Source organism: Mesorhizobium neociceri (genome assembly GCF_013520985.1).
GTDB classification, from domain to species: Bacteria; Pseudomonadota; Alphaproteobacteria; order Rhizobiales; family Rhizobiaceae; genus Mesorhizobium; species Mesorhizobium neociceri.
On record NZ_JACDTY010000042.1, the window covers coordinates 1 to 22607 of the forward strand.

20 protein-coding genes and 1 tRNA gene are annotated in these 22607 nt (G+C 62.0%); 3 read left to right on the forward strand and 18 right to left on the reverse strand.

Features of this window, described 5'->3' with window-relative positions:
* From H0241_RS34795 to rpsL, 4 genes are all read right to left on the reverse strand, one after another.
* A partial coding sequence (locus H0241_RS34795) for a GTP-binding protein (protein ID WP_235984627.1) occupies positions 1 to 193 on the reverse strand: 193 nt, incomplete at its 3' end.
* 65 nt (positions 194 to 258) lie between these two features.
* The gene (gene fusA / locus H0241_RS34800; protein ID WP_181062224.1) at positions 259 to 2349 is read right to left on the reverse strand and encodes an elongation factor G; all 2091 of its coding nucleotides are present in this window, start codon (positions 2347 to 2349) and stop codon (positions 259 to 261) included.
* 30 nt (positions 2350 to 2379) lie between these two features.
* Positions 2380 to 2850 carry a 30S ribosomal protein S7 gene (rpsG, locus tag H0241_RS34805; RefSeq protein ID WP_008875664.1) on the reverse strand — a complete coding sequence of 157 codons (471 nt, stop codon included), beginning with the start codon at positions 2848 to 2850 and terminating at the stop codon, positions 2380 to 2382.
* A 58-nt stretch (positions 2851 to 2908) separates the two neighbouring features.
* The gene (rpsL, locus tag H0241_RS34810; RefSeq protein ID WP_006333356.1) at positions 2909 to 3280 is read right to left on the reverse strand and encodes a 30S ribosomal protein S12; all 372 of its coding nucleotides are present in this window, start codon (positions 3278 to 3280) and stop codon (positions 2909 to 2911) included.
* Positions 3281 to 3754: 474 nt separating this feature from the next.
* Between rpsL and H0241_RS34815 the strand changes: the two genes are divergently transcribed.
* The 3 genes from H0241_RS34815 (at position 3755) to H0241_RS34825 (ending at position 6187) form a co-directional block, all read left to right on the forward strand.
* Complete coding sequence (locus H0241_RS34815; RefSeq protein WP_181062225.1) at positions 3755 to 4036, forward strand: transcriptional regulator; 282 nt, start codon at positions 3755 to 3757, stop codon at positions 4034 to 4036.
* Between the two features lie 33 nt (positions 4037 to 4069).
* A complete protein-coding gene (locus H0241_RS34820) occupies positions 4070 to 5182 on the forward strand; it encodes a PLP-dependent cysteine synthase family protein (protein ID WP_181062226.1) in 1113 nt (370 codons plus the stop codon).
* 75 nt (positions 5183 to 5257) lie between these two features.
* Positions 5258 to 6187 carry a Gfo/Idh/MocA family protein gene (locus H0241_RS34825; RefSeq protein ID WP_210285189.1) on the forward strand — a complete coding sequence of 310 codons (930 nt, stop codon included), beginning with the start codon at positions 5258 to 5260 and terminating at the stop codon, positions 6185 to 6187.
* A 40-nt stretch (positions 6188 to 6227) separates the two neighbouring features.
* Here the strand turns inward: H0241_RS34825 and H0241_RS34830 are convergent, their stop codons facing one another.
* From H0241_RS34830 to H0241_RS34895, 14 genes are all read right to left on the reverse strand, one after another.
* Positions 6228 to 6599, reverse strand: coding sequence for a hypothetical protein (locus H0241_RS34830; RefSeq protein ID WP_181062227.1), 372 nt, complete (start codon positions 6597 to 6599; stop codon positions 6228 to 6230).
* Between the two features lie 35 nt (positions 6600 to 6634).
* Positions 6635 to 7300 (reverse strand): O-methyltransferase, encoded by a 666-nt coding sequence (locus tag H0241_RS34835; RefSeq protein ID WP_181062228.1) that lies wholly within the window; start codon positions 7298 to 7300, stop codon positions 6635 to 6637.
* Between the two features lie 77 nt (positions 7301 to 7377).
* Positions 7378 to 11574: a DNA-directed RNA polymerase subunit beta' gene (gene rpoC, locus H0241_RS34840; protein ID WP_181062229.1), complete on the reverse strand. Its 4197-nt coding sequence runs from the start codon at positions 11572 to 11574 to the stop codon at positions 7378 to 7380.
* Positions 11575 to 11707: 133 nt separating this feature from the next.
* Positions 11708 to 15844: a DNA-directed RNA polymerase subunit beta gene (gene rpoB, locus H0241_RS34845; RefSeq protein WP_181062230.1), complete on the reverse strand. Its 4137-nt coding sequence runs from the start codon at positions 15842 to 15844 to the stop codon at positions 11708 to 11710.
* Between the two features lie 247 nt (positions 15845 to 16091).
* Positions 16092 to 16469, reverse strand: a complete 378-nt coding sequence (rplL, locus tag H0241_RS34850; protein ID WP_023667436.1) for a 50S ribosomal protein L7/L12 — start codon at positions 16467 to 16469, stop codon at positions 16092 to 16094.
* Between the two features lie 54 nt (positions 16470 to 16523).
* On the reverse strand, positions 16524 to 17042 hold the full coding sequence (gene rplJ, locus H0241_RS34855) for a 50S ribosomal protein L10 (protein ID WP_023667437.1): 519 nt from the start codon (positions 17040 to 17042) through the stop codon (positions 16524 to 16526).
* A gap of 376 nt (positions 17043 to 17418) precedes the next feature.
* Positions 17419 to 18117, reverse strand: a complete 699-nt coding sequence (gene rplA / locus H0241_RS34860) for a 50S ribosomal protein L1 (RefSeq protein WP_181062231.1) — start codon at positions 18115 to 18117, stop codon at positions 17419 to 17421.
* Between the two features lie 4 nt (positions 18118 to 18121).
* Positions 18122 to 18550 carry a 50S ribosomal protein L11 gene (gene rplK, locus H0241_RS34865; RefSeq protein WP_006333334.1) on the reverse strand — a complete coding sequence of 143 codons (429 nt, stop codon included), beginning with the start codon at positions 18548 to 18550 and terminating at the stop codon, positions 18122 to 18124.
* Positions 18551 to 18722: 172 nt separating this feature from the next.
* A complete protein-coding gene (gene nusG / locus H0241_RS34870) occupies positions 18723 to 19250 on the reverse strand; it encodes a transcription termination/antitermination protein NusG (protein ID WP_006333333.1) in 528 nt (175 codons plus the stop codon).
* 27 nt (positions 19251 to 19277) lie between these two features.
* Positions 19278 to 19481, reverse strand: coding sequence for a preprotein translocase subunit SecE (gene secE, locus H0241_RS34875; RefSeq protein WP_023667439.1), 204 nt, complete (start codon positions 19479 to 19481; stop codon positions 19278 to 19280).
* 365 nt (positions 19482 to 19846) lie between these two features.
* A tRNA-Trp gene (locus H0241_RS34880) sits at positions 19847 to 19922 on the reverse strand.
* A 156-nt stretch (positions 19923 to 20078) separates the two neighbouring features.
* Complete coding sequence (locus H0241_RS34885) at positions 20079 to 20561, reverse strand: group II truncated hemoglobin (RefSeq protein ID WP_181062232.1); 483 nt, start codon at positions 20559 to 20561, stop codon at positions 20079 to 20081.
* A gap of 98 nt (positions 20562 to 20659) precedes the next feature.
* Positions 20660 to 22318: a COG3904 family protein gene (locus H0241_RS34890; protein ID WP_181062233.1), complete on the reverse strand. Its 1659-nt coding sequence runs from the start codon at positions 22316 to 22318 to the stop codon at positions 20660 to 20662.
* A 158-nt stretch (positions 22319 to 22476) separates the two neighbouring features.
* Positions 22477 to 22607 (reverse strand): EF-Tu C-terminal domain-related protein (locus H0241_RS34895; RefSeq protein WP_456238144.1); only part of this gene is annotated, 131 nt, incomplete at its 5' end.

Consider the following 22607-nt stretch of genomic DNA (forward strand, 5'->3'; position numbering starts at 1 on the left):
ATTCGACGTGAGCCGTCGAAATGGTGATGCCGCGGGCCTTCTCTTCCGGCGCCGCATCGATCTGGTCGTAGCGCTTGTATTCGCCAAAATACTTCGTGATCGCCGCCGTCAGCGACGTCTTGCCATGGTCGACGTGACCAATCGTGCCGATGTTCACATGAGGCTTAGTGCGCTCGAATTTACCTTTTGCCATGTGATGTCTCCAATCTGCTCGCCCATACGGGCCTTGAATTAAGTTACCGATGCAACCCGTTCAGGTTACGCGTATTTCTTCTGGACTTCCTGGGCGACTGCGGTCGGCACAGGCTCGTAGTGATCGAACTGCATCGTGTAGGCCGCACGGCCCTGGCTCATCGAGCGCAGGTTGTCGACGTACTTGAACATGTTGGCCAGCGGCACCATCGCGTTGATGACGACCGCTACGCCACGCGCTTCTTGGCCCTGGATCTGGCCGCGACGGCCGTTCAGGTCGCCGATGACGCTGCCGACATAGTCTTCCGGCGTCACGACTTCGACCTTCATGATCGGCTCGAGCAGCTGCACGCCAAGCTTGGGTGCAGCTTCACGGAAGCAGGCGCGGCCGGCGATTTCGAACGCCAGGACGCTGGAGTCCACATCGTGGTAAGCGCCGTCGATGAGCGTCGCCTTGACGCCGATCATCGGGAAGCCCGCGAACGGACCCGACGACATCACGCTGTTGATGCCCTTTTCGACACCGGGGATGTATTCCTTCGGAACCGCACCGCCGACGATCTTGGTCTCGAACTCGAACTCCGAGCTTTCCGGGTTCGGTTCGAACAGGATCTTGACGCGAGCGAACTGACCGGTACCGCCGGTCTGTTTCTTGTGCGTGTAATCCTGCTCGTGCTTGCGGGTGATCGTCTCGCGATAAGCCACCTGCGGCGCGCCGACATTGGCTTCGACCTTGAACTCGCGACGCATGCGGTCGACGATGATGTCGAGGTGAAGTTCGCCCATGCCGGAAATGATCGTCTGGCCGCTTTCCTCGTCGGTCTTGACGCGGAAGGACGGATCCTCGGCGGCCAGGCGGTGAAGGGCGAGGCCCATCTTTTCCTGGTCGTTCTTGGTCTTCGGCTCGATCGCGATCTGGATGACCGGATCGGGGAATTCCATGCGCTCGAGAATGACCGGGTGCAGCGGATCGCTGAGCGTATCGCCGGTGGTCGTGTCCTTGAGGCCAGCCAGAGCAACGATGTCGCCGGCAAACGCCTCTTCGACGTCGGCGCGCGAATTCGCATGCATCTGCAGCATGCGGCCGATGCGCTCTTTCTTGCCCTTGACGGTGTTGTCGACGGAGATGCCCTTGGTCAGCTTGCCCGAATAGATGCGGGCAAAGGTCAGCGAACCGACGAACGGGTCGTTCATGATCTTGAAGGCGAGCATCGACAGCGGCTCGTTGTCGTCGGCATGACGCTCGATATCGGCATCCGTCTTGGCGTCGACGCCCTTGATGGCGGGAACATCGGCCGGCGACGGCAGGTATTCGACGACGGCGTCGAGCAGCGGCTGCACGCCCTTGTTCTTGAAGGCCGATCCACAGAACATCGGGTAGAACTTGACCGCGATGGTGCCCTTGCGGATCAGCGCGCGGATCTCGTCATTCGACGGCATCTTGCCTTCGAGGTAATTTTCGAGTGCCGTCTCGTCCATTTCGACGGCGGCTTCGATCATCTTCTCGCGGTATTCTTCGGCACGAGCCTGGAGATCAGCCGGGATCTCGACAACGTCCCAGGCAGCGCCCAGCGTCTCATCGCGCCAGACCAGCGCGTTCATCTCGACGAGGTCGACGACACCCTTGAATTCGGTCTCGGCGCCGATCGGCAGCTGCATGACGACGGCATGCGCGCCAAGGCGCGAACCGATCATCTCGACCGAGCGGTAGAAATCGGCGCCGATCTTGTCCATCTTGTTGCAGAAGATCATGCGCGGAACTTTATACTTGTCGGCCTGGCGCCAGACAGTCTCGGTCTGCGGCTCAACACCGGCATTGGCATCGAGCAGCGCAATGGCGCCGTCGAGCACGCGCAGCGAACGCTCGACTTCGATGGTGAAGTCGACGTGTCCGGGGGTGTCGATGATGTTGAAGCGGTACATCTTGCCGCTGCGACCCTTCCAGAAGGTCGTGGTCGCGGCGGACGTGATGGTGATGCCGCGTTCCTGCTCCTGCTCCATCCAATCCATGGTGGCAGCGCCGTCGTGGACTTCGCCGATCTTGTGCGACTTGCCCGTGTAATAGAGGACGCGCTCGGTGGTCGTCGTCTTGCCGGCGTCAATATGCGCCATGATACCGAAATTGCGGTAGTCTTCGATTTTATATTCGCGGGCCATCTTGGATGCCTTCTCAGTCTCGTTCGCGCTTTACCAGCGGTAGTGTGCGAAAGCGCGGTTGGCTTCAGCCATCTTGTGGGTGTCTTCACGCTTCTTCACGGCCGTGCCGCGGTTGTTGGCCGCGTCCATCAGCTCGCCCGAGAGGCGGTCGACCATCGTCGTCTCGTTGCGGTTGCGGGCCGCGGCGATCAGCCAGCGGATGGCCAGGGCCTGACGGCGCTCGGGGCGCACATCGACCGGAACCTGGTAGGTGGCGCCGCCGACGCGACGCGACCGGACTTCCACATGCGGCGCGACATTGTCGAGCGCCTGATGGAAGACGGTGACCGGCTCCTGCTTGGTCTTCGACTGAACCTGGTCGAGCGCACCGTAGACGATGGTCTCGGCAACCGACTTCTTGCCGTCATACATGACGGCGTTCATGAACTTGGTAACGATCAGATCGCCGAACTTCGGATCCGGGTTGATCTCACGCTTTTCTGCACTGTGACGACGCGACATGGCTTTTGTCTCTCAATCTCGTAGCCTTGCGCGGAAAAAGCGCGAAGGCCGGAAAATCTTACTTCGGACGCTTGGCGCCGTACTTCGAACGGCGCTGCTTGCGGTTCTTCACGCCCTGCGTGTCGAGCACGCCGCGGATGATGTGGTAGCGCACGCCCGGAAGATCCTTGACGCGGCCGCCGCGGATCATGACCACGGAGTGTTCCTGAAGGTTGTGACCTTCGCCGGGGATGTAGCCGATCACTTCAAAGCCGTTGGTCAGGCGGATCTTGGCCACCTTGCGCAGTGCCGAGTTCGGCTTCTTCGGCGTCGTTGTATAGACGCGCGTGCAGACGCCCCGCTTCTGCGGGTTCTGCTGCATGGCCGGGACCTTGTTGCGCTTCACCGGCGCAATGCGCGGCTTGCGGATCAGCTGGTTGACGGTAGGCATTAAACCCTCTTGTCTCTCAATTCCGTGTCTCGCCCGGTCAGGGCCGCTCAAAGCGTCAATTCCATACGCAAATTCGGGCCATAAACCGCGCCTCGCGGTCCTGCCCGAACAAAATGCAGAGGAAGCGGAAACCGCTTCATGCGCGCCGGAAATGTCTTTTCGCTCGTAAAACGAACCCTGTTTGAGGCAAACTCCAAAGCGTGTCGCTTCGGAAGGGAGAGCCTCACATCGGTTCTGACTGGGCGGCTTCTACTCGCAAGACCGTGAACCGTCAACCCCGGCGCACCAAATATTGCGCGCTGACCAAGGCTTGGCAGCAATGCGAAAAACGCATGTAATTTTCTTTCTTAAGTTTGCAAGGGAGAGGAAGGAAGTGACCGGCTTGCGACTGTCCTGCACCGGCGCTTCGTGGCAAAAGGCGCCATGGACAGCCCAAAACCCCTCTCCCGCCGAAGTCTCAAGAGGAATCAGCCCGTGAACGACAACGAGGAACGCCCGGTCACCATCATCACCGGCCGAGTCTGGAAAAGGAAGGGCGGCAAGCCGGAAGGCGTCCATGTGATGCTGGTCGCGCCAGACGACGATTCGGCCGTGCGCCGCGCTCTCGAATCGCTCGCCGCAGAAGGCTATGCCGAGGCCGAGCTCGACCAGATCGGCGACATGGAGGGCGAGCCCGACGATGAGCCGCACCTTTCGGCCTTCCAGGGTGCACTCGAAGGCGAAGTATCGATCGTGACGTTCGAGGTTCCGCTCTAGACAAAAGGACGGCAGACAAGGGAATCGGGCGCCATGGCCATCTCAGCAGCTGCAAAACCAGCATCGCGCGCCTGGGCCGACCGGGCGGTTGCCGCCATCGAAGCCGACCAGCACCGTTCGGCCGATACCCATCTGTGGAAGCTCGACCTGCCGGCGTTTGGCGGCATCGACTTCTACCTCAAGGACGAATCGACACATCCGACCGGCAGCCTGAAGCACCGGCTGGCGCGATCGCTTTTCCTCTATGCGCTGTGCAACGGCCTTGTCCGCGAAGGGTCGCCGGTGGTCGAGGCCTCCTCGGGCTCGACCGCGGTGTCGGAAGCCTATTTCGCCCGCATGATCGGCGTGCCGTTTTACGCGGTGATGCCGCGCTCGACCTCGCCGGAAAAAATCGCCGCCATCGAGCATTATGGCGGCAACTGCCATTTCATCGACGATGGCCGGCGCATCTATGCCGAGTCGGCCGAGTTGGCGACGAGGCTTGGCGGCCATTTCATGGATCAGTTCACCCATGCCGAGCGCGCCACCGACTGGCGCGGCAACAACAACATCGCCGAATCCATTTTCGGGCAGATGCGTGACGAACGGCATCCGATTCCCGCCTGGATCGTGATGAGCGCCGGCACCGGCGGCACCACCGCAACGATTGGCCGCTACCTCCGCTACAAACAGCATGCAACGCGGCTCTCGGTCGCCGACGTCGAACGCTCAGCCTTCTTCGATGGCTTCGCCACCCACGACGCCAATTGCCGCTGTGATCAGCCGTCGCGCATCGAAGGCATCGGCCGGCCGCGCGTCGAACCGTCCTTCGTGCCGGGCGTCATCGACCACATGCTGCGTGTCCCCGACGCGGTGTCGCTTGCCGCGATGCGGGTCCTGTCGCGTCATCTCGGCCGGCGCGTCGGCGGCTCGACCGGCACCAATTTCATCGCCATGTGCTTTCATGCCGCGCGCATGATCGCGGCCGGTGAGACCGGATCGTTGGTAACGCTGATCTGCGATTCCGGCGAGCGCTACGCCAACACCTATTATTCCGACGAGTGGCTGAAGGCGAACGGCCTCGACCCCTCGCCTTTTGAGCCGGCGATCAAGGCGTTTCTGGCGGGCGGAGAGTGGACGCTCAAATTCCAGGAGAGCTGGGGCTGAGGCGCCTTGCCAACCGCTTGCCCGTGATCGGCGTTCTGCTAAGAACCGGACGCCTGACCAATCCTTGGAGTTCCCATGTCTGTGAATCCTATCAAGCTCGGCATCGTCGGCGTGGGCAAGATCGTGCGCGACCAGCATCTGCCGGCAGTGGCCAAGGATAAGGATTACCGCCTGATCGCCGCCGCCAGCCGGCATGGCAAGGTCGACGATATCCCGAACTTCCCGACCATCGAGGCGATGCTCGACGCGGTGCCCGAACTCGAGGCCGTGTCGCTCTGCATGCCGCCGCAGTTCCGCTACGACGCGGCGCGCACCGCGCTGCTCGCGAAAAAGCATGTCTTCCTGGAAAAGCCGCCGGGCGCCACAGTCAGCGAGGTCGAGGATCTGAAGAGGCTAGCTGAGGCCAATGGTGTGACGCTGTTCGCCAGCTGGCATTCGCGCTACGCGCCGGCAGTGGAGGCCGCGCGGACTTTTCTTGGCTCAGCCAAAATCAGCTCAGCGGCAATCGTCTGGAAGGAAGATGTCCGCCGCTGGCATCCTAACCAGGACTGGATCTGGGCGCCGGGCGGCTTTGGTGTCTTCGATCCCGGCATCAACGCGCTCTCGATCGTCACCCACATCCTGCCGGCGATGTTCATCACCTCGGCCGTCCTCGATTTTCCCGAAAACCGCGCCTCGCCGGTCGCGGCTCACGTCAACTTCCGCACCTCGGATGGTTTGCCGGTGACGATGGAACTGGACTGGCTGCAGACCGGCCCGCAGAGCTGGGACATCCTGGCCGATACCGACAAGGGCAAGATGGTGCTGTCCGGCGGCGGCACCAAGCTCGCCATAGACGGCAAAATGGTCCACGACGAGCCGGAGGCCGAATATCCCCAGCTCTACCGTCGCTTCGCCGAGATCGTGCGCGCCGGCATCTCCGACGTCGACCTGGCGCCCCTGCAGCACGTCGCCGACGCCTTTATGCTCGGCAAGCGCAACGTGGTCGAAGCGTTCTTCGACTGAACTGCAGGCTATCCTGTCGGGGCGTCTACCCCGGTTCCAGTCATCTTGGCTTGCGGCCCGGATATTCTCCGGGCCGAGGCGAGGAAACGCGAGGGGCGGTCGGATGCCCGTGTTCCAGTTCATTCAGTATATCTTGAACGGCAACTTCAAGGTCAGCCTGCCCCCAGCCAAGCTCTGCAATTTCGCCGTACCGGTCGAAGCGCGAGCGATCAAAGCCGTGTTCGAATTCATTGTAGGAAATGACGCTTCTGCCGATTAGCGCGACGACCCAGATCTGCCGATTGTCTCCCGGGGGAGAGCGATGCATCCATTGCTCCGGGTCGATGCCAATCACATCCCAGAGCCTTCTCTGCGCAATAGTCATGCGCTCCTGGCTCGCGTTGATCAGATCCCAAAGCGCTGCCTCGTTCATCAGTTCAACACTCCCTTGAGATCAGGCTTGCCTTTTCACTCCACGATCGCAATGGCAAATCCGTCATAGCCCTTGGCGCCGACGGTCTGGATGGCGGTGCCGTCCAGGCGCTTCTCGCCGCCGATGAAGGAGAACGCGGCGCGTGCGCCTTCGACATTCGGGTCACGCCCGTCCTCATCAAGCACAGCGCCGTCCCGGATGACATTGTCGCAGATGATAACGGTTCCCGGCTGCGACAGCCGCATCGCCCAGCTGAGATAGTTCGGGTTGTTCGGCTTGTCGGCGTCGATGAAGATGAGATCGAACGGCCCGGCATTTTCGCTGCCAAGTGCTGCGAGCGATTGCAGCGCCGGTCCGATCCGCAGGTCCACCTTATCCGATACCCCTGCCCGCTCGAAGTTCGAGCGTGCGACCTTGGCGTGGTGCGGATCGAGTTCGAGCGTCACGACCTTGCCGTCGGCCGGTAGCCCTCGCGCCATCCATACCGTCGAGTAGCCGCCGAGCGTGCCAATCTCCAGCACCCGCTTCGCACCGCGGATGCGCACCAGAAGCGAAAGCAGCTTGCCCTGCGCGGCCGAGACGTCGATGGCCGGCAGGCCCTGTTTGCGATTGGTTGCGATCACAGCATCAAGCACGGGATCCGCTTCGAAAAGGGAGGAGACGATGTAGTCGTCGACAGCCGTCCAGGTCTTGTTGCTCATGATGCTTCCTCGTTCTTAGAGCCAAAACGCGAAAAGGGGCCACTTGGGCCCCTTTCCTTCTTCTCGTCCGACCGCGCTTACTGCGCGGCGTTGACCATGTCGGTCAGCATCGGATCGGCGATTTCGACACCGGAGGCCTTGCGGCGCTCGTCGATGATCAACTCGTCGCGCGAGGTGGCGATGCGCCGGATCTGGCTCATCGTGCCGCCGGTACCGGCCGGGATCAGCCGGCCGACGATGACGTTTTCCTTCAGGCCCTGCAGCATGTCGGTCTTGCCGGCAACCGCGGCTTCCGTCAGCACCCTGGTCGTCTCCTGGAAGGAGGCGGCCGAGATGAAGGACGGCGTCTGCAGCGAGGCCTTGGTGATGCCAAGCAGCACCGGCTGGCCTTCGGCCGGCTTCTTGCCGTCCTCGACCAGGCGCTCGTTGACCTCTTCCAGTTCGATCACGTCGACGTGGTCGCCCGGAATGTAGGTCGAGTCGCCCTGCACCGTGATCTCGACCTTCTGCAGCATCTGGCGAACGATCACCTCGATGTGCTTGTCGTTGATCGACACGCCCTGCAGACGGTAGACTTCCTGGATTTCGTTCACGAGGTAGGAAGCAAGTGCTTCCACGCCCTTGATCGCCAGGATGTCGTGCGGCGCCGGATTGCCGTCGAGGATGTAGTCGCCCTTCTCGATGACGTCGCCGTCCTGGAGATGGAACGGCTTGCCCTTCGGGATCAGGTATTCGACCGGCTCAAGCGTCGAGTCATGCGGCTCGATGATGATGCGGCGCTTGTTCTTGTAGTCGCGGCCGAAACGGATCGTGCCATCGATCTCGGCGATGATGGCGTGATCCTTCGGACGACGTGCCTCGAACAGCTCGGCAACACGCGGCAGACCGCCGGTGATGTCCTTGGTCTTGGCGCTTTCCATCGGGATACGCGCCAAAACGTCGCCGGGACGAACCTGCGAACCCGGCTCGACCGAGAGAATGGCCTCGACCGAGAGCAGGAAGCGGGCGTCGCCGCCCTTCGACAGCTTGCCGACCTTGCCCTTGGCGTCCTGGATGGCGATCGCCGGCTTGAGGTCGTTGCCACGTGGCGTCGAACGCCAGTCGATGACCTCACGCTTGGTGATGCCGGTCGATTCGTCGGCCGTTTCCTGGACGGAAATGCCGTCGACCAGATCCTCGTACGCCACCCTGCCCTCGATTTCGGTGAGGACCGGGCGGGTATAGGGATCCCATTCGGCGATACGCTGGCCGCGCTTCACCTTGTCGCCATCGTCCACGAAGATGCGCGAACCATAGGTGAGGCGATGCGAGGCACGCTCCTTGCCGGCTTCGTCGAGGATCAGCACCGCCATGTTGCGGCCCATGACCATCTGCTGGCCGTCCGAGTTGCGCACCACGTTGCGGTTGCGGATCTCGACCTTGCCCTCATAAGAGGCTTCAAGGAACGAGCTGTCCACCACCTGCGCCGTACCGCCCATGTGGAAGGTACGCATGGTGAGCTGGGTGCCCGGCTCGCCGATCGACTGCGCCGCGATGACGCCGACGGCTTCGCCCTGGTTGACCGGAGTGCCGCGGGCAAGATCGCGTCCGTAGCAGACTGCGCAGACGCCGACCCTGACTTCGCAGGTCAGTGCCGAACGGATACGGACCGACTGCACGCCGGCCTTTTCGATCTGCTCCACGTCACGCTCGTCCATCAGCGTTCCGGCCTTGACCAGCAGGTCGCCGGTCACCGGATGGTTGATGTCGTCGAGCGCGGTGCGGCCCAGCACGCGCTGGCCGACCGAAGCGACGACCTGACCGGCATCGACGATCGGCTGCATGGTGAGGCCCTTATCGGTGCCGCAATCCACGGAGTTGACGATGCAGTCCTGCGCCACGTCGACCAGACGGCGGGTGAGGTAACCCGAGTTCGCCGTCTTCAAGGCGGTGTCGGCCAGACCCTTGCGGGCGCCGTGGGTCGAGTTGAAGTACTCGAGCACGGTCAGGCCTTCCTTGAAGTTCGAGATGATCGGCGTCTCGATGATTTCACCCGACGGCTTGGCCATCAGGCCGCGCATGCCGGCGAGCTGGCGCATCTGGGTGGGCGAACCGCGCGCACCCGAATGCGACATCATGTAGATCGAGTTCATCGGCTTCTGACGGCCATTGTCCTCGAACTCCACGGCCTTGATGCGGGCCATCATTTCGTCGGCAACCTTTTCCGAGCACTTGGCCCAGGCGTCGACGACCTTGTTGTACTTCTCGCCCTGCGTGATCAGACCGTCATTGTACTGCTGCTCGTATTCCTTGGCCAAAGCCTCGGTGTCGGAGACCAGCTTGATCTTGGCGTCCGGGATCAGCATGTCGTCCTTACCGAACGAAATGCCGGCGCGGCAGGCATGGCCGAAGCCAAGCGCCATGATGCGGTCGCAGAAAATAACCGTCTCCTTCTGACCGCAATGGCGGTAGACGGTGTCGATCATCTTGGAGATGTTCTTCTTGGTCATCTCCTGGTTGGCGGTCTCGTAAGGCACGTTGACGTTCTTCGGCAGCAGCTCGCCGATGATCATGCGGCCAGGCGTGGTGTCGTAGATTTTCGACACGACCTTGCCTTCGGCGTCGACCGTGCGGAAGCGGCCCTTGATCTTGGCGTGCAGGGTGACGGCCTTGGTCTCGAGCGCATGCTGGAGTTCGCCCATGTCGGCAAACACCATGCCTTCGCCCGGCTCGTTCTGATTGACGATCGAGAGATAGTAGAGACCCAGAACCATGTCCTGCGACGGCACGATGATCGGTGCGCCGGAAGCCGGATGCAGGATGTTGTTGGTCGACATCATCAGCACGCGGGCTTCAAGCTGAGCCTCGAGCGACAGCGGCACGTGAACGGCCATCTGATCGCCGTCGAAGTCGGCGTTGAAGGCCGTGCAGACCAGCGGATGCAGCTGGATCGCCTTGCCTTCGATCAGGATCGGCTCGAACGCCTGGATGCCCAGGCGGTGCAGCGTCGGCGCACGGTTCAACAGCACCGGATGTTCGCGGATGACCTCGTCGAGGATATCCCAGACTTCCGGACGCTCCTTCTCGACCAGCTTCTTGGCCTGCTTGACGGTCGAGGAGAACCCCTTGGCGTCGAGGCGGGCGTAGATGAAGGGCTTGAACAGTTCGAGCGCCATCTTCTTCGGCAGGCCGCACTGGTGCAGCTTGAGCTCCGGACCGGTGACGATGACCGAACGGCCCGAATAGTCGACGCGCTTGCCGAGCAGGTTCTGGCGGAACCGGCCCTGCTTGCCCTTCAACATGTCGGACAGCGACTTCAGCGGGCGCTTGTTGGCGCCGGTGATGACGCGGCCGCGGCGGCCGTTGTCGAACAGTGCGTCGACAGCTTCCTGCAGCATGCGCTTTTCATTGCGCACGATGATGCCGGGCGCGCGCAGCTCGATCAGCCGCTTCAGGCGGTTGTTGCGGTTGATGACGCGGCGATAGAGATCGTTCAGGTCGGACGTCGCGAAACGGCCGCCGTCCAGCGGGACGAGCGGGCGCAGGTCCGGCGGGATCACCGGAACCACCTTCATGATCATCCATTCCGGACGATTGCCGGATTCCATGAAGTTCTCGACGACCTTGAGCCGCTTCAGATACTTCTTCTGCTTCAGCTCGGACGTGGTCGAAGCCAGTTCCGAACGCAGGTCGCCGGCGATCTTCTCCAGGTCCATGCCGGCCAGGAGGTCATGAATGGCCTCGGCGCCGATCATGGCGGTGAACGAATCCTCGCCATACTCGTCGACGGCGATCATGTACTCTTCCTCGCTGAGCAGCTGGTGCTCCTTCAGCGCGGTGAGGCCAGGCTCGGTGACGATGTAGTTCTCGAAGTAAAGGACGCGCTCGATGTCCTTCAGGGTCATGTCGAGCAGCGTGCCGATGCGCGAGGGCAGCGACTTCAGGAACCAGATGTGAGCGACAGGTGCTGCCAGCTCGATATGGCCCATGCGCTCGCGGCGAACGCGCGACAGCGTGACTTCGACGCCGCACTTTTCGCAGATGACGCCCTTGTACTTCATGCGCTTGTACTTGCCGCACAGGCATTCGTAGTCCTTGATCGGGCCAAAAATGCGCGCGCAGAACAAACCGTCACGCTCCGGCTTGAAGGTGCGGTAGTTGATGGTCTCCGGCTTCTTGATCTCGCCGAACGACCAGGACAGAATCTTCTCAGGGCTGGCGAGCGATATCCGGATGGAATCGAACACCTGCGCCGGCGCCTGCGGATTGAAGAGATTCATGACCTCTTGGTTCATGCCGTTCTCCTTTTCGGGGTCCTCGAAAACCCCTTGCATCTAACGCGGACCAAATGCCCGCTGAGTGGTCGGCCCACCGGCCGTAGAATTTGGTGCATCCGGTCGCGGGCTCCCGCGACCGGATGTCTTGTTTTTACTCGGCCGCGTCGGGCAGCCGGACAGGGTTGTCGTCGAGCTTGGTGTTCTCCAGTTCGACATTGAGGCCGAGAGACCGCATTTCCTTGACGAGCACGTTGAAGCTCTCCGGAATGCCGGCTTCGAACGTGTCGTCGCCGCGCACGATCGCCTCGTAGACCTTGGTGCGGCCGGCGACGTCGTCCGACTTCACCGTCAGCATTTCCTGCAGCGTGTAGGCGGCGCCGTAGGCTTCCAGCGCCCAGACCTCCATTTCGCCGAAGCGCTGGCCGCCGAACTGCGCCTTACCGCCCAGCGGCTGCTGGGTAACGAGCGAGTACGGACCGATCGAACGCGCGTGGATCTTGTCGTCCACCAGGTGGTGAAGCTTGAGCATATAGATATAGCCCATCGTCACCTTGCGATCGAACGGCTCGCCGGTGCGTCCGTCATAGAGCTGCGACTGACCGCTGGTGTGCAGGCCCGCCTGCTCCAGCATGATGTTGATGTCGACCTCATGCGCACCGTCGAACACCGGGGTCGCGATGGAGACGCCGCGGCGCATCTGCTCGCTGAGGCGAACGATGCTCTCGTCGTCATACTCGCGGACCGGCTCGTTGCGGTCGTTGGCCGGGATGAAGCTCTCGAGCGTCTTGCGCAGCGGCTTGATGTCTCCAGCCGTCTTGTACGCGTCGATCAGCTCGCCGATCTTCTTGCCCATGCCCGCACATGCCCAGCCCAGATGCGTTTCCAGGATCTGGCCGACATTCATGCGGCTCGGCACACCCAGCGGGTTGAGCACGATATCGGCATGCGTGCCGTCCTCGAGGAAAGGCATGTCCTCGACCGGAACGATGCGCGACACGACACCCTTGTTGCCGTGACGGCCGGCCATCTTGTCGCCCGGCTGCATCTTGCGCTTCACGGCCACGAAGACCTTGACCATCTTCATGACGCCCGGAGGCATTTCGTCGCCGCGCTGAACCTTCTCGACCTTGTCCATGAAGCGCTGCTCGAGCGCCTTCTTGGAGTCGTCGTACTGGCCACGCAGGGCTTCCAGTTCGCTCTGGAGCTTTTCGTTCTCCACCGCGAACTGCCACCACTGCGAACGCGGATACTCGTCCAGCGTGTCCTTCGACAGCTTCGAGCCCTTCTTGAAGCCCTTCGGTCCGGCAATCGCTTCCTTGCCGACGAGAACGTCGGAAAGGCGCGAATAGACGTTGCGGTCGAGGATCGCCTGCTCGTCGTCGCGGTCCTTGGCGAGGCGTTCGATCTCCTCGCGTTCGATCGCCATGGCGCGCTCGTCCTTCTCGACGCCGTGGCGGTTGAAGACGCGCACTTCGACGACGGTGCCGAAGGTGCCCGGAGGCATGCGCATCGAGGTGTCGCGAACGTCGGACGCCTTTTCACCGAAGATGGCGCGCAGGAGCTTTTCTTCCGGCGTCATCGGGCTTTCGCCCTTCGGCGTGATCTTGCCGACCAGGATGTCGCCCGGCTGCACTTCCGCGCCGATATAGACGATGCCGGCTTCGTCGAGGTTCTTCAGCGCTTCTTCCGAAACGTTCGGAATGTCGCGCGTGATTTCCTCCGGTCCAAGCTTGGTGTCGCGGGCCATGACCTCGAACTCCTCGATGTGGATCGAGGTGAAGACGTCGTCGGCCACGATACGCTCGGAGAGCAGGATCGAGTCCTCGTAGTTGTAGCCGTTCCACGGCATGAACGCGACCAGCACGTTGCGGCCGAGCGCCAGATCGCCGAGCTCGGTCGACGGACCGTCGGCGATGATGTCGCCCTTGTTGACGCGGTCGCCCATGCGCACCAGCGGACGCTGGTTGATGCAGGTGTTCTGGTTCGAACGCTGGAACTTCATCAGCCGGTAGATGTCGACGCCCGACTTGCCGGGATCGAGATCTTCCGTTGCGCGGATGACGATACGCGTCGCGTCCACCTGGTCGACGATGCCGCCGCGACGGGCGCCGATGGCGGCGCCTGAGTCACGGGCAACGATCGGCTCCATGCCGGTGCCGACAAACGGCGCTTCGGCGCGCACCAGAGGCACGGCCTGACGCTGCATGTTGGAGCCCATCAGCGCACGGTTGGCGTCGTCGTTCTCAAGGAACGGGATGAGCGCCGCGGCCACAGACACCATCTGCTTGGGCGACACGTCCATCAGATCGACGTTTTCGCGCGGCGCCATCATCACTTCGCCGGCGCTGCGGCAAATGACGAATTCGTCGACGAAACCACCATTCTTGTCGAGCTCGGCATTGGCCTGCGCAACGTGGTGCTTGGACTCTTCCATCGCCGAGAGATAGACGACCTCATTGGTCAGCTTGCCGTTGACGATCTTGCGGTACGGGCTTTCGATAAAGCCGTACTTGTTGACGCGCGCGAAAGTCGCCAGCGAGTTGATCAGACCGATATTCGGGCCTTCCGGCGTCTCGATCGGGCAGATGCGGCCGTAATGCGTCGGGTGCACGTCGCGCACCTCGAAGCCGGCGCGCTCGCGGGTCAGACCGCCCGGTCCAAGTGCCGACAGGCGGCGCTTGTGGGTGATCTCCGACAGCGGGTTGGTCTGGTCCATGAACTGCGACAGCTGCGAGGAACCGAAGAACTCGCGCACGGCGGCAGCCGCCGGCTTGGCGTTGATCAGGTCCTGCGGCATCACCGTGTCGATCTCGATCGAGGACATACGTTCCTTGATCGCGCGCTCCATGCGCAGCAGGCCGACGCGGTACTGGTTCTCCATGAGCTCGCCGACGGAACGCACGCGGCGGTTGCCGAGATTGTCGATGTCGTCGATCTCGCCCTTGCCGTCGCGCAATTCGACCAGCGTCTTGACCACGGCCAGGATGTCGTCCTTGCGCAGCACGCGCACGGTATCCTCGGCCTTGAGCTCAAGGCGCATGTTCATCTTGACGCGGCCGACAGCCGACAGGTCATAGCGCTCGCTGTCGAAGAACAGCGAGTTGAACATGGCTTCGGCGGTTTCCAGCGTCGGCGGCTCGCCCGGGCGCATGACACGATAGATGTCGAACAGCGCGTCCTGGCGGCTCTCGTTCTTGTCGACGTTGAGCGTATTGCGGATGTAGGCGCCGACATTGACGTGGTCGATGTCGAGAACCTTGATCTCATTTTCGCCCGTGCCGAGCAGCACTTTCAGCGTCTTTTCGTCGATCTCGTCGCCGGCTTCGAGGAAAATCTCGCCGGTGCCGTAGTTGACGATGTCCTCGGCCAGGTAGTTGCCGAGCAGATCCTCGTCGGTCGCCTTGATCGCCTTGAGACCCTTTTCGCCAAGCGCTCTTGCCTGGCGGGCGGTGATCTTCTTGCCCTGCTCGACGACGACCTCGCCGGTATCGGCATCGACCAGGTCGCCGACAGCCTTGAGGCCGCGGAAACGCTCGACGTTGAACGGAATGCGCCAGTGGTCGCCGGCGCGCTTGTAGGTGATCTTGTTGTAGAAGGTCGACAGAATCTCTTCGCCGTCCATGCCAAGCGCCATCAGCAGCGACGTCGCCGGAATCTTGCGGCGGCGGTCGATGCGGGCGTGCACGACGTCCTTGGAATCGAACTCGATGTCGAGCCACGAACCGCGATAGGGAATGACGCGCGCGGCAAATAGAAGCTTGCCCGACGAGTGCGACTTGCCCTTGTCATGGTCGAAGAAGACGCCCGGCGAACGGTGCATCTGCGAGACGATGACGCGCTCGGTGCCGTTGACGATGAAGGTGCCGTTCAAGGTCATGAGCGGCATGTCGCCCATGTAGACGTCCTGCTCCTTGATGTCCTTGATCGACTTGGCGCCGGTATCCTCGTCAATATCGAACACGATGAGGCGCAGCGTCACCTTGAGCGGCGCGGCATAGGTCAGGTCGCGCTGACGGCATTCGTCAACGTCGAATTTCGGTCCTTCGAACTCGTACTTCACGAACTCCAGCATCGAGGAGCCGGAGAAATCGGAGATCGGGAAGACCGACTTGAAAACAGCCTGCAGCCCTTCGTCCGGACGGCCGCCCTTGGGCTCGTCCACCATCAGGAACTGGTCATAGGATGCCTTTTGAACCTCGATCAGGTTCGGCATCTCCGCAACTTCCGGGATCTTTCCGAAGAACTTGCGTACGCGTCTGCGGCCATTGAAAGTCTGGGTCTGGGCCATCGTCGCTCCTTAGCTATAAACTCGGGGCGAGCCTCGCCGCGGCTCACCTTGCATGCGCGGCCACCTCGGTGGCGGCCCCTGATCTGTTTTACCGCCGCCTGGCGGCGACGGCTAAAACGGGAGAAAACCCGTTTCCTGAAGGCCGGTTTCGGCCCTCAGGAAAGAGGTTCTCGTACATCTCGCGCTACGCATCCTCCCTTCCATGAAGGGAGTGGCGGACGGCGCGAGGCCGCCCGCCGCTTAACGCTTACTTCAGGTCGACCTTGGCGCCGGCTGCTTCCAGCTGGGCCTTGAACTTCTCAGCGTCAGCCTTGGAAACGGCTTCCTTGACCGGCTTCGGAGCTGCTTCGACCAGATCCTTGGCTTCCTTGAGGCCCAGGCCGGTGATGGCGCGGACTTCCTTGATGACGTTGATCTTCTGAGCGCCTGCCTCGGTGAGGACGACGTCGAATTCCGTCTTTTCCTCGGCCGGAGCAGCAGCAGCGGCAGCGCCGCCGGCAGCGGCAACCGCAACCGGAGCAGCAGCCGAAACGCCCCACTTTTCTTCCAGAAGCTTCGACAGCTCGGCCGCCTCGAGGACGGTCAGCTTCGAAAGGTCGTCTACGATCTTTGCCAGATCAGCCATTGTTATGTTCCTTCATAAGGTTCGAACGTGTGTTTGTGATAGCGAGGAACGGCCTCATGCCGCCTCGTCCTTCCGGGCGTAAGCGCCGATGACGCGCGCGACCGAAGCCGCTGGCGCATTGACGATCTGGGCGATCCGGGTTGCCGGCGTGGCGATCATGCCAACCAGCCTGGCGCGCAGCTCATCGAGCGACGGAAGTGTGGCGAGTGCCTTCACACCGTCGGCGTTGAGCGAGGTGGTGCCCATTGCGCCGCCGAGAATGACAAGCTTGTCATTTCCCTTGGCGAAATCGGACGCGACCTTCGGCGCCGCAATCGGATCCTCCGAATAAGCGATCAGCGTCTGTCCCTTGAACAGGTCGATGATCGATGCGGAGTCCGTGCCCTGAAGAGCGATTTTGGCGAGACGGTTCTTCGCGACTTTGACGGTGCCACCGGCAGCGCGCATTTTCGACCGAAGGTCGTTCATTTGCGCGACGGTGATACCGGCGTAGTGGGCCACGACGACTGAACCAGCGCCTGCAAAAGCACCATTCAGGCCCGTGACGAGTTCGCGTTTTTCCGCTCTGTCCACTGCCTATCTCCAGTTGACCCCTGCCCCACTAATAGGACAGGCGTCGGGTTGCCTTTTTGCCGGCCGGGCCATCCAGTAACGGATCTCCCGAACGACGCTCGAGGATCCTGCCCCCTTTCGCCACATCGACGGCAAGCCGGCGATGCGCAGACAAAAGGCAAACACGGTTCGAACCTTTCATTGGAGCTTGTCGCTCCGTTGTCCGGTTTTCACCCGTCTCATGCAGGCCCAATTCAATTAAGGCTTCTGGGCCGCCTGCAATCTCGGACAGGATGTCCGGAAGCCTCTCGACTTCCGGTACCGGGCCGCCGACAAGTCGGAGGCCCGGAATTCACTTGCGGATCAGCGCTTTAGCGCCCGATCCGAATTGTTCGTATCAGGACGCGGCGAGCGTCGAGACGTCGAGCTTGAGGCCCGGGCCCATCGTCGAGGTGACCGACACCTTCTTGACGTAGTTGCCCTTGGCGCCAGCCGGCTTCGCCTTGGTCACGGCGTCGGCGAAGGCGCGGACGTTTTCTTCCAGCGCCTTGACGTCGAACGAGACCTTGCCGACGCCGGCATGGACGATGCCGGCCTTCTCGACGCGGAACTCGACAGCGCCGCCCTTCGATGCCTTGACGGCGGCAGCGACGTCCGTGGTCACGGTGCCGACCTTCGGGTTCGGCATCATGCCGCGCGGGCCAAGCACCTTGCCCAGACGGCCGACCAGCGGCATCATGTCCGGCGTAGCGATGCAGCGATCGAAGTCGATCGTGCCCTTCTGGACGATGTCGACCAGATCCTCGGCACCGACGATGTCGGCGCCGGCGGCGCGAGCCTCATCGGCCTTGTCGCCACGTGCGAACACGGCGACACGGACCGAGCGGCCGGTGCCATTCGGCAAATTGACCACGCCGCGGACCATCTGGTCGGCATGACGCGGGTCGACGCCGAGGTTCATCGCAACTTCGATGGTCTCGTCGAATTTCACCGTCGAACGGTCCTTGAGCAACTTCAGCGCTTCGCCCAGGGCATAAGCCTTGTTGGGGTCGATGCCGTCACGGGTCTTCGATACACGCTTTGCAATCTTTGCCATGATCTCAGCCCACCACTTCCAGACCCATCGAGCGGGCGGAGCCCTCGACCATGCGCATGGCCGCTTCGACGTCGTTTGCGTTCAGATCCTTCATCTTCTGCTCGGCGATGGCGCGCACCTTGTCGCGACCGATCGTGCCGGCCTTGATCTTGCCCGGCTCCTTGGAACCCGAAGTCAAGTTCGCTGCCTTCTTCAGAAAGTAGCTTACCGGCGGCGTCTTCATGACGAAGGTGAACGACTTGTCCTGGTAGTAGGTGATGACGACCGGGATCGGCGATCCCTTTTCCATTTCCTGGGTCTGCGCGTTGAACGCCTTGCAGAACTCCATGATGTTGATGCCACGCTGACCAAGTGCCGGGCCGATCGGCGGAGACGGCGTAGCCGATCCCGCTTTGACCTGGAGCTTGAGCTGGCCTGCAATTTTCTTAGCCATCTCTTTCCTGCCTTTGTCTCATGCCGGCCCCACTATCGGGGAACACCGGCGGTTGCAGTCTGGTGGTGCGGTTCACGCGGCCGGCTAAAGCCACATTCGCCTCCCACCCGTTCATGGCCGCGCGTTTTCGCGCCGCCTCCCCTTGCCGGTAAACCGGCACGGGGTTTTCGGATCAGCCCTTTTCGACCTGTCCGAATTCCAGATCGACGGGCACGGCGCGCCCGAAGATCGAAACTTCCACCTTGAGCCGCGCCCGCTCCTCGTCCACTTCCTGGACGAAACCGTTGAACGATGCGAACGGACCGTCCGAAACGCGGATCGCCTCGCCGATCTCGAAGGTGACCGAGGGCTTGGGCCGCTCGACGCCTTCCTGGACCTGGTTCAGGATGCGCTGCGCTTCCGCCTCGGTGATCGGCACCGGCTTGGAGTCACCGAGGAAACCGGTGACCTTCGGCGTGTTCTTGACCAGCGAGAACACCGCATCGGTCAAATTGGCCTTGAGCAGCACATAGCCCGGAAAGAACTTGCGCTCGGCATCGACCTTGCGGCCGCGGCGGATCTCGACGACCTTCTCGGTCGGCACCACAATCTGTTCGATATCGGCGGACAGGCCCTTCTGTTTGGCCTTGTTCTCAATGTCCTCGGCGACCTTTTTTTCAAAGTTCGAATAGGCGTGGACGATGTACCACCGCGCGGTCATTTCAAGATTTCTCCGTATTCGCCGAACTTAATGTCCGAGGCTCAGTAACCGCTCGATCGCGTAGCCCATGGCCACGTCGGCGGTGAAGAAAAAGATCATCGCGATGACCGCAAACACGAGCACCATCACCGTCGAGATCATCGTCTCCCGGCGCGACGGCCAAGTCACCTTGGCGGTCTCCGCGCGGACCTGCTGGAGAAAGACGAAAGGATTTGTGGTTTTCGAAGCCATATGCCGCTCTGTCTTCAAGACCCGTTGGCCGGGTCTCCTGGATGATCCCGCTGGCCGGGACGTGCCGCCTGGGTTTCAAGTCAGCGCCGAATCAGCGCCATTTCGCCCATGCAAATCGGACGCGTAAAGCCGGCTTCCCAGCTCCACGCGTCGCGTGTCTGTTGTGTCTACATAAAACCGATTCTTGATCCACGCAAGTGGCAAGTGTCCGCTTTATGACCAAACGCCGCCTCGGAACCATCCAGTCGTCCCGTCCCGGCTATGGGGGTCTTATGCCTCAGTTTCCCTAATATGGCAAGCCACCTGCCATTTTTCAATGCGTGGCGCGGGACCGAGTTCGTTCGTCAAATCGCCATTTGAGAAAATGGCACGGGCAGCAGGGCTCGAACCTACGACCTGCGGTTTTGGAGACCGCCGCTCTACCAACTGAGCTATGCCCGTACGCGCGTTTCGGCGCAGGCGCTTCCTAAAAGCTTCCGGGCGCGCTGTAAAGAGTGGTCTGACGCGCTTTCACGTCCTTCGCCGGAAATCCGGCCAGGTAGTCGCCAGGCCTTCCCTGTTGATCGCGATTTTCCGCCTGACGCCGCTTGCCGGCGCTTAACCCCCAGCCGGCGGCTTGTACGGCCCGCCCGGCACGCCCCAGCCCCAGACCGGCATCGGTTCGGTTTCGGGGTCGCAGGTCTCGCCAAGGGTGGAATTCATCTTGGCCAGCCGCGACCCCCACTCGACATAGCCCATGAAGGCGGAACGGAATTCAGGATCGTCCGGCAGCCCGACAGCGTCGGCGGCATCGGCAAGCAGGCTGATCCAGCGGCGGCGCTGTTCCTCGCTCAAATGCTTGCCGAGGTGGTGCATGACCATCTCGCGATGGCCGCCATGTTTTTCGCTATAGGTCTTGGGCCCGCCAAAGACCTCGCCGATAAAGGCCGCGACATGCGCCGGATGGTCAGGCGACATGTGGTTGAACACCGGTCCGACCACCGGGTCGCGAGACACCTCGTCGTAAAAGGTTTCCGTCAGCTGGGTTAGCGCCTCGATGCCGCCGGCCCATTCGTAAAGCGTCGGGATATCCTGGCTCATGCTCGATCCTCCGCCAGCCCCGGCGCCGGCAGTGACGATAGCGGAAAAATCGTGCCTCACTCAACCTGCCTCGATGGCGAGTTCCCGAAACCGAGTGCCTACAATTTGGCGGGCGCTTCGACCTGAGCGTTGGACGATGCTACCACGCGGCAATTCTCAGGTTTCGGCGCCGACTTGCAGATGCTGGACCCCGTCAGCGCATCCACCGACTGGCGCCCGGTCGTCAGACCGACCTTCAGCATCATGTCAGGTTCGAGCTGACGCTCGACCGAACTGCCCTGCAGCGCAGTGAACAGAGCCGGGCTTATGGCCATCTCGTCGAGATAGGCTTTGACCGTTTGCTTCTGCCCCATCAGATAAAGGCTGAACCGCGCCTGGGAGCCGACAAGCCGTCTGGCGCCACCGGCCAGCATGAGCGCGCAGGCCGAATCGCAGTCGCCTTCCCCATCGACACTCAGTCCGGCATAGGCGCCGTCCTTGGCCAGGCAATTCCACTCTGCCGGGTCGCAGCCGACGAAATCGGTGCGGGCAACGGCAACGTCGAGCTTCTTTTCATGGATGATCCTGCCGGCCGCCAGGGCGCCGGAGAGGTCACCGCCGCGCGAACTGATCACCACGGGCAGCCGCCGGTTGCCAAGTGTGGCGAGCAATTGGCTGAGCTTCTGGGGCGTCTGCGGCGTAATCGCGCCTTGCGCCGCAATCCATTCCGGGCAGTCGGGGTTGCAGAGCGGGTTGCTGCCGCGAACCACCACAAAGCGCATGCCCTCATCGTGCGGCGCACTCTCCGGCGTCACCGGCAGCGGCGCTGCCTTGGCAACGGCCGGCAGGCCGCCGGCTGGCTTTTTGGCCGGTATTTCGCGACAATTCGGAGCCGGAAGGTCCAGCGTGCACAGGCTTGCGCTGGTCAGCAAATCCGCAGCGTCCGCACTGGTGACCAGCTTCATCGTCAGCATGTCGCTGAGGTCGATCTGCTGGATGTCGCTGGCCGGCGTGCTCTTCATCGTTTCGAGTATGCTGAGGTCGACACCCATCTCCTGGAAATAAGTGGCGAGCTTGCGCTCCACCTTCTTGCTCATCTCGTAGGTCTTGTAGCTGCCGGCATTCCTGCGGCTGACGACCTTCTTGCTGACGACCCGCTTCTTGCCTTTTACGATGCGATAGCGGACTTCATATTGCACGTTCATTTGCACGACCGTGGTCGTGATCTGATGGACGCCGAGAAAGGCCAGCGGCCCGACCAGGCGCCTGGTGCCGCCGGCCAGCATCATCGGGCAAGCGGACGCGCAATAGCTGCCGAGCACATAGGGGTTGCCGATATAGTGCGAGCCTCTGGCGTCGTTCTCCTTGCAGTTTTTCTCCCCCGGTTCGCAGCCGACAAACCAGGTCCGTCCGACCGCGATGTCGAGCTTGTTCTTGCGTATCATGCGGCCCATGACGATGGCCGCATCGACATCACCGCCGGGCGAGTTGACGACGATCGGCAATTTGCGGCGGCCGAGCGTTTTCAGGACAGCCTTGAGCAGTGCCGGCGATTTGGCCGATATCGCACCCTCCGCCGATATCCATTCCGGACAGGTCGGCTCGCAGCCCGGCGCGTTGCTGCGCACGACCAGGAACCGCATCGGCACATTCGGATCCGGCTCGGAATTTTTGGTCTGGCCGGCGAAGGCGGCACTGCCCATGGCAAGCAGCGACACCAGGCAGATCAGCCCCAGTGCCCGGCACGCCCAACCCTGAAAACGGTGCCGTGGAACCATCCGGCCAAGCCCCCTAATTGCAATCTATACTAGTATAGGCCCAGAGACTTGCAACAGAGATTGAGGCACCAAAACAGGCACATCCGGCCGTGAGTCAAAGAAAAAGGGCGGCCCTTAGGCCGCCCTTGTCCTGTCGATCCGGCGGATGCCGGGTTCGATTATTCTTTGATGGTGACGACGATGCCGGCACCGACGGTGCGGCCGCCTTCACGGATGGCGAAGCGCAGCTTCTCTTCCATGGCGATCGGCACGATCAGCTCGACATCGACCGTGATGTTGTCGCCGGGCA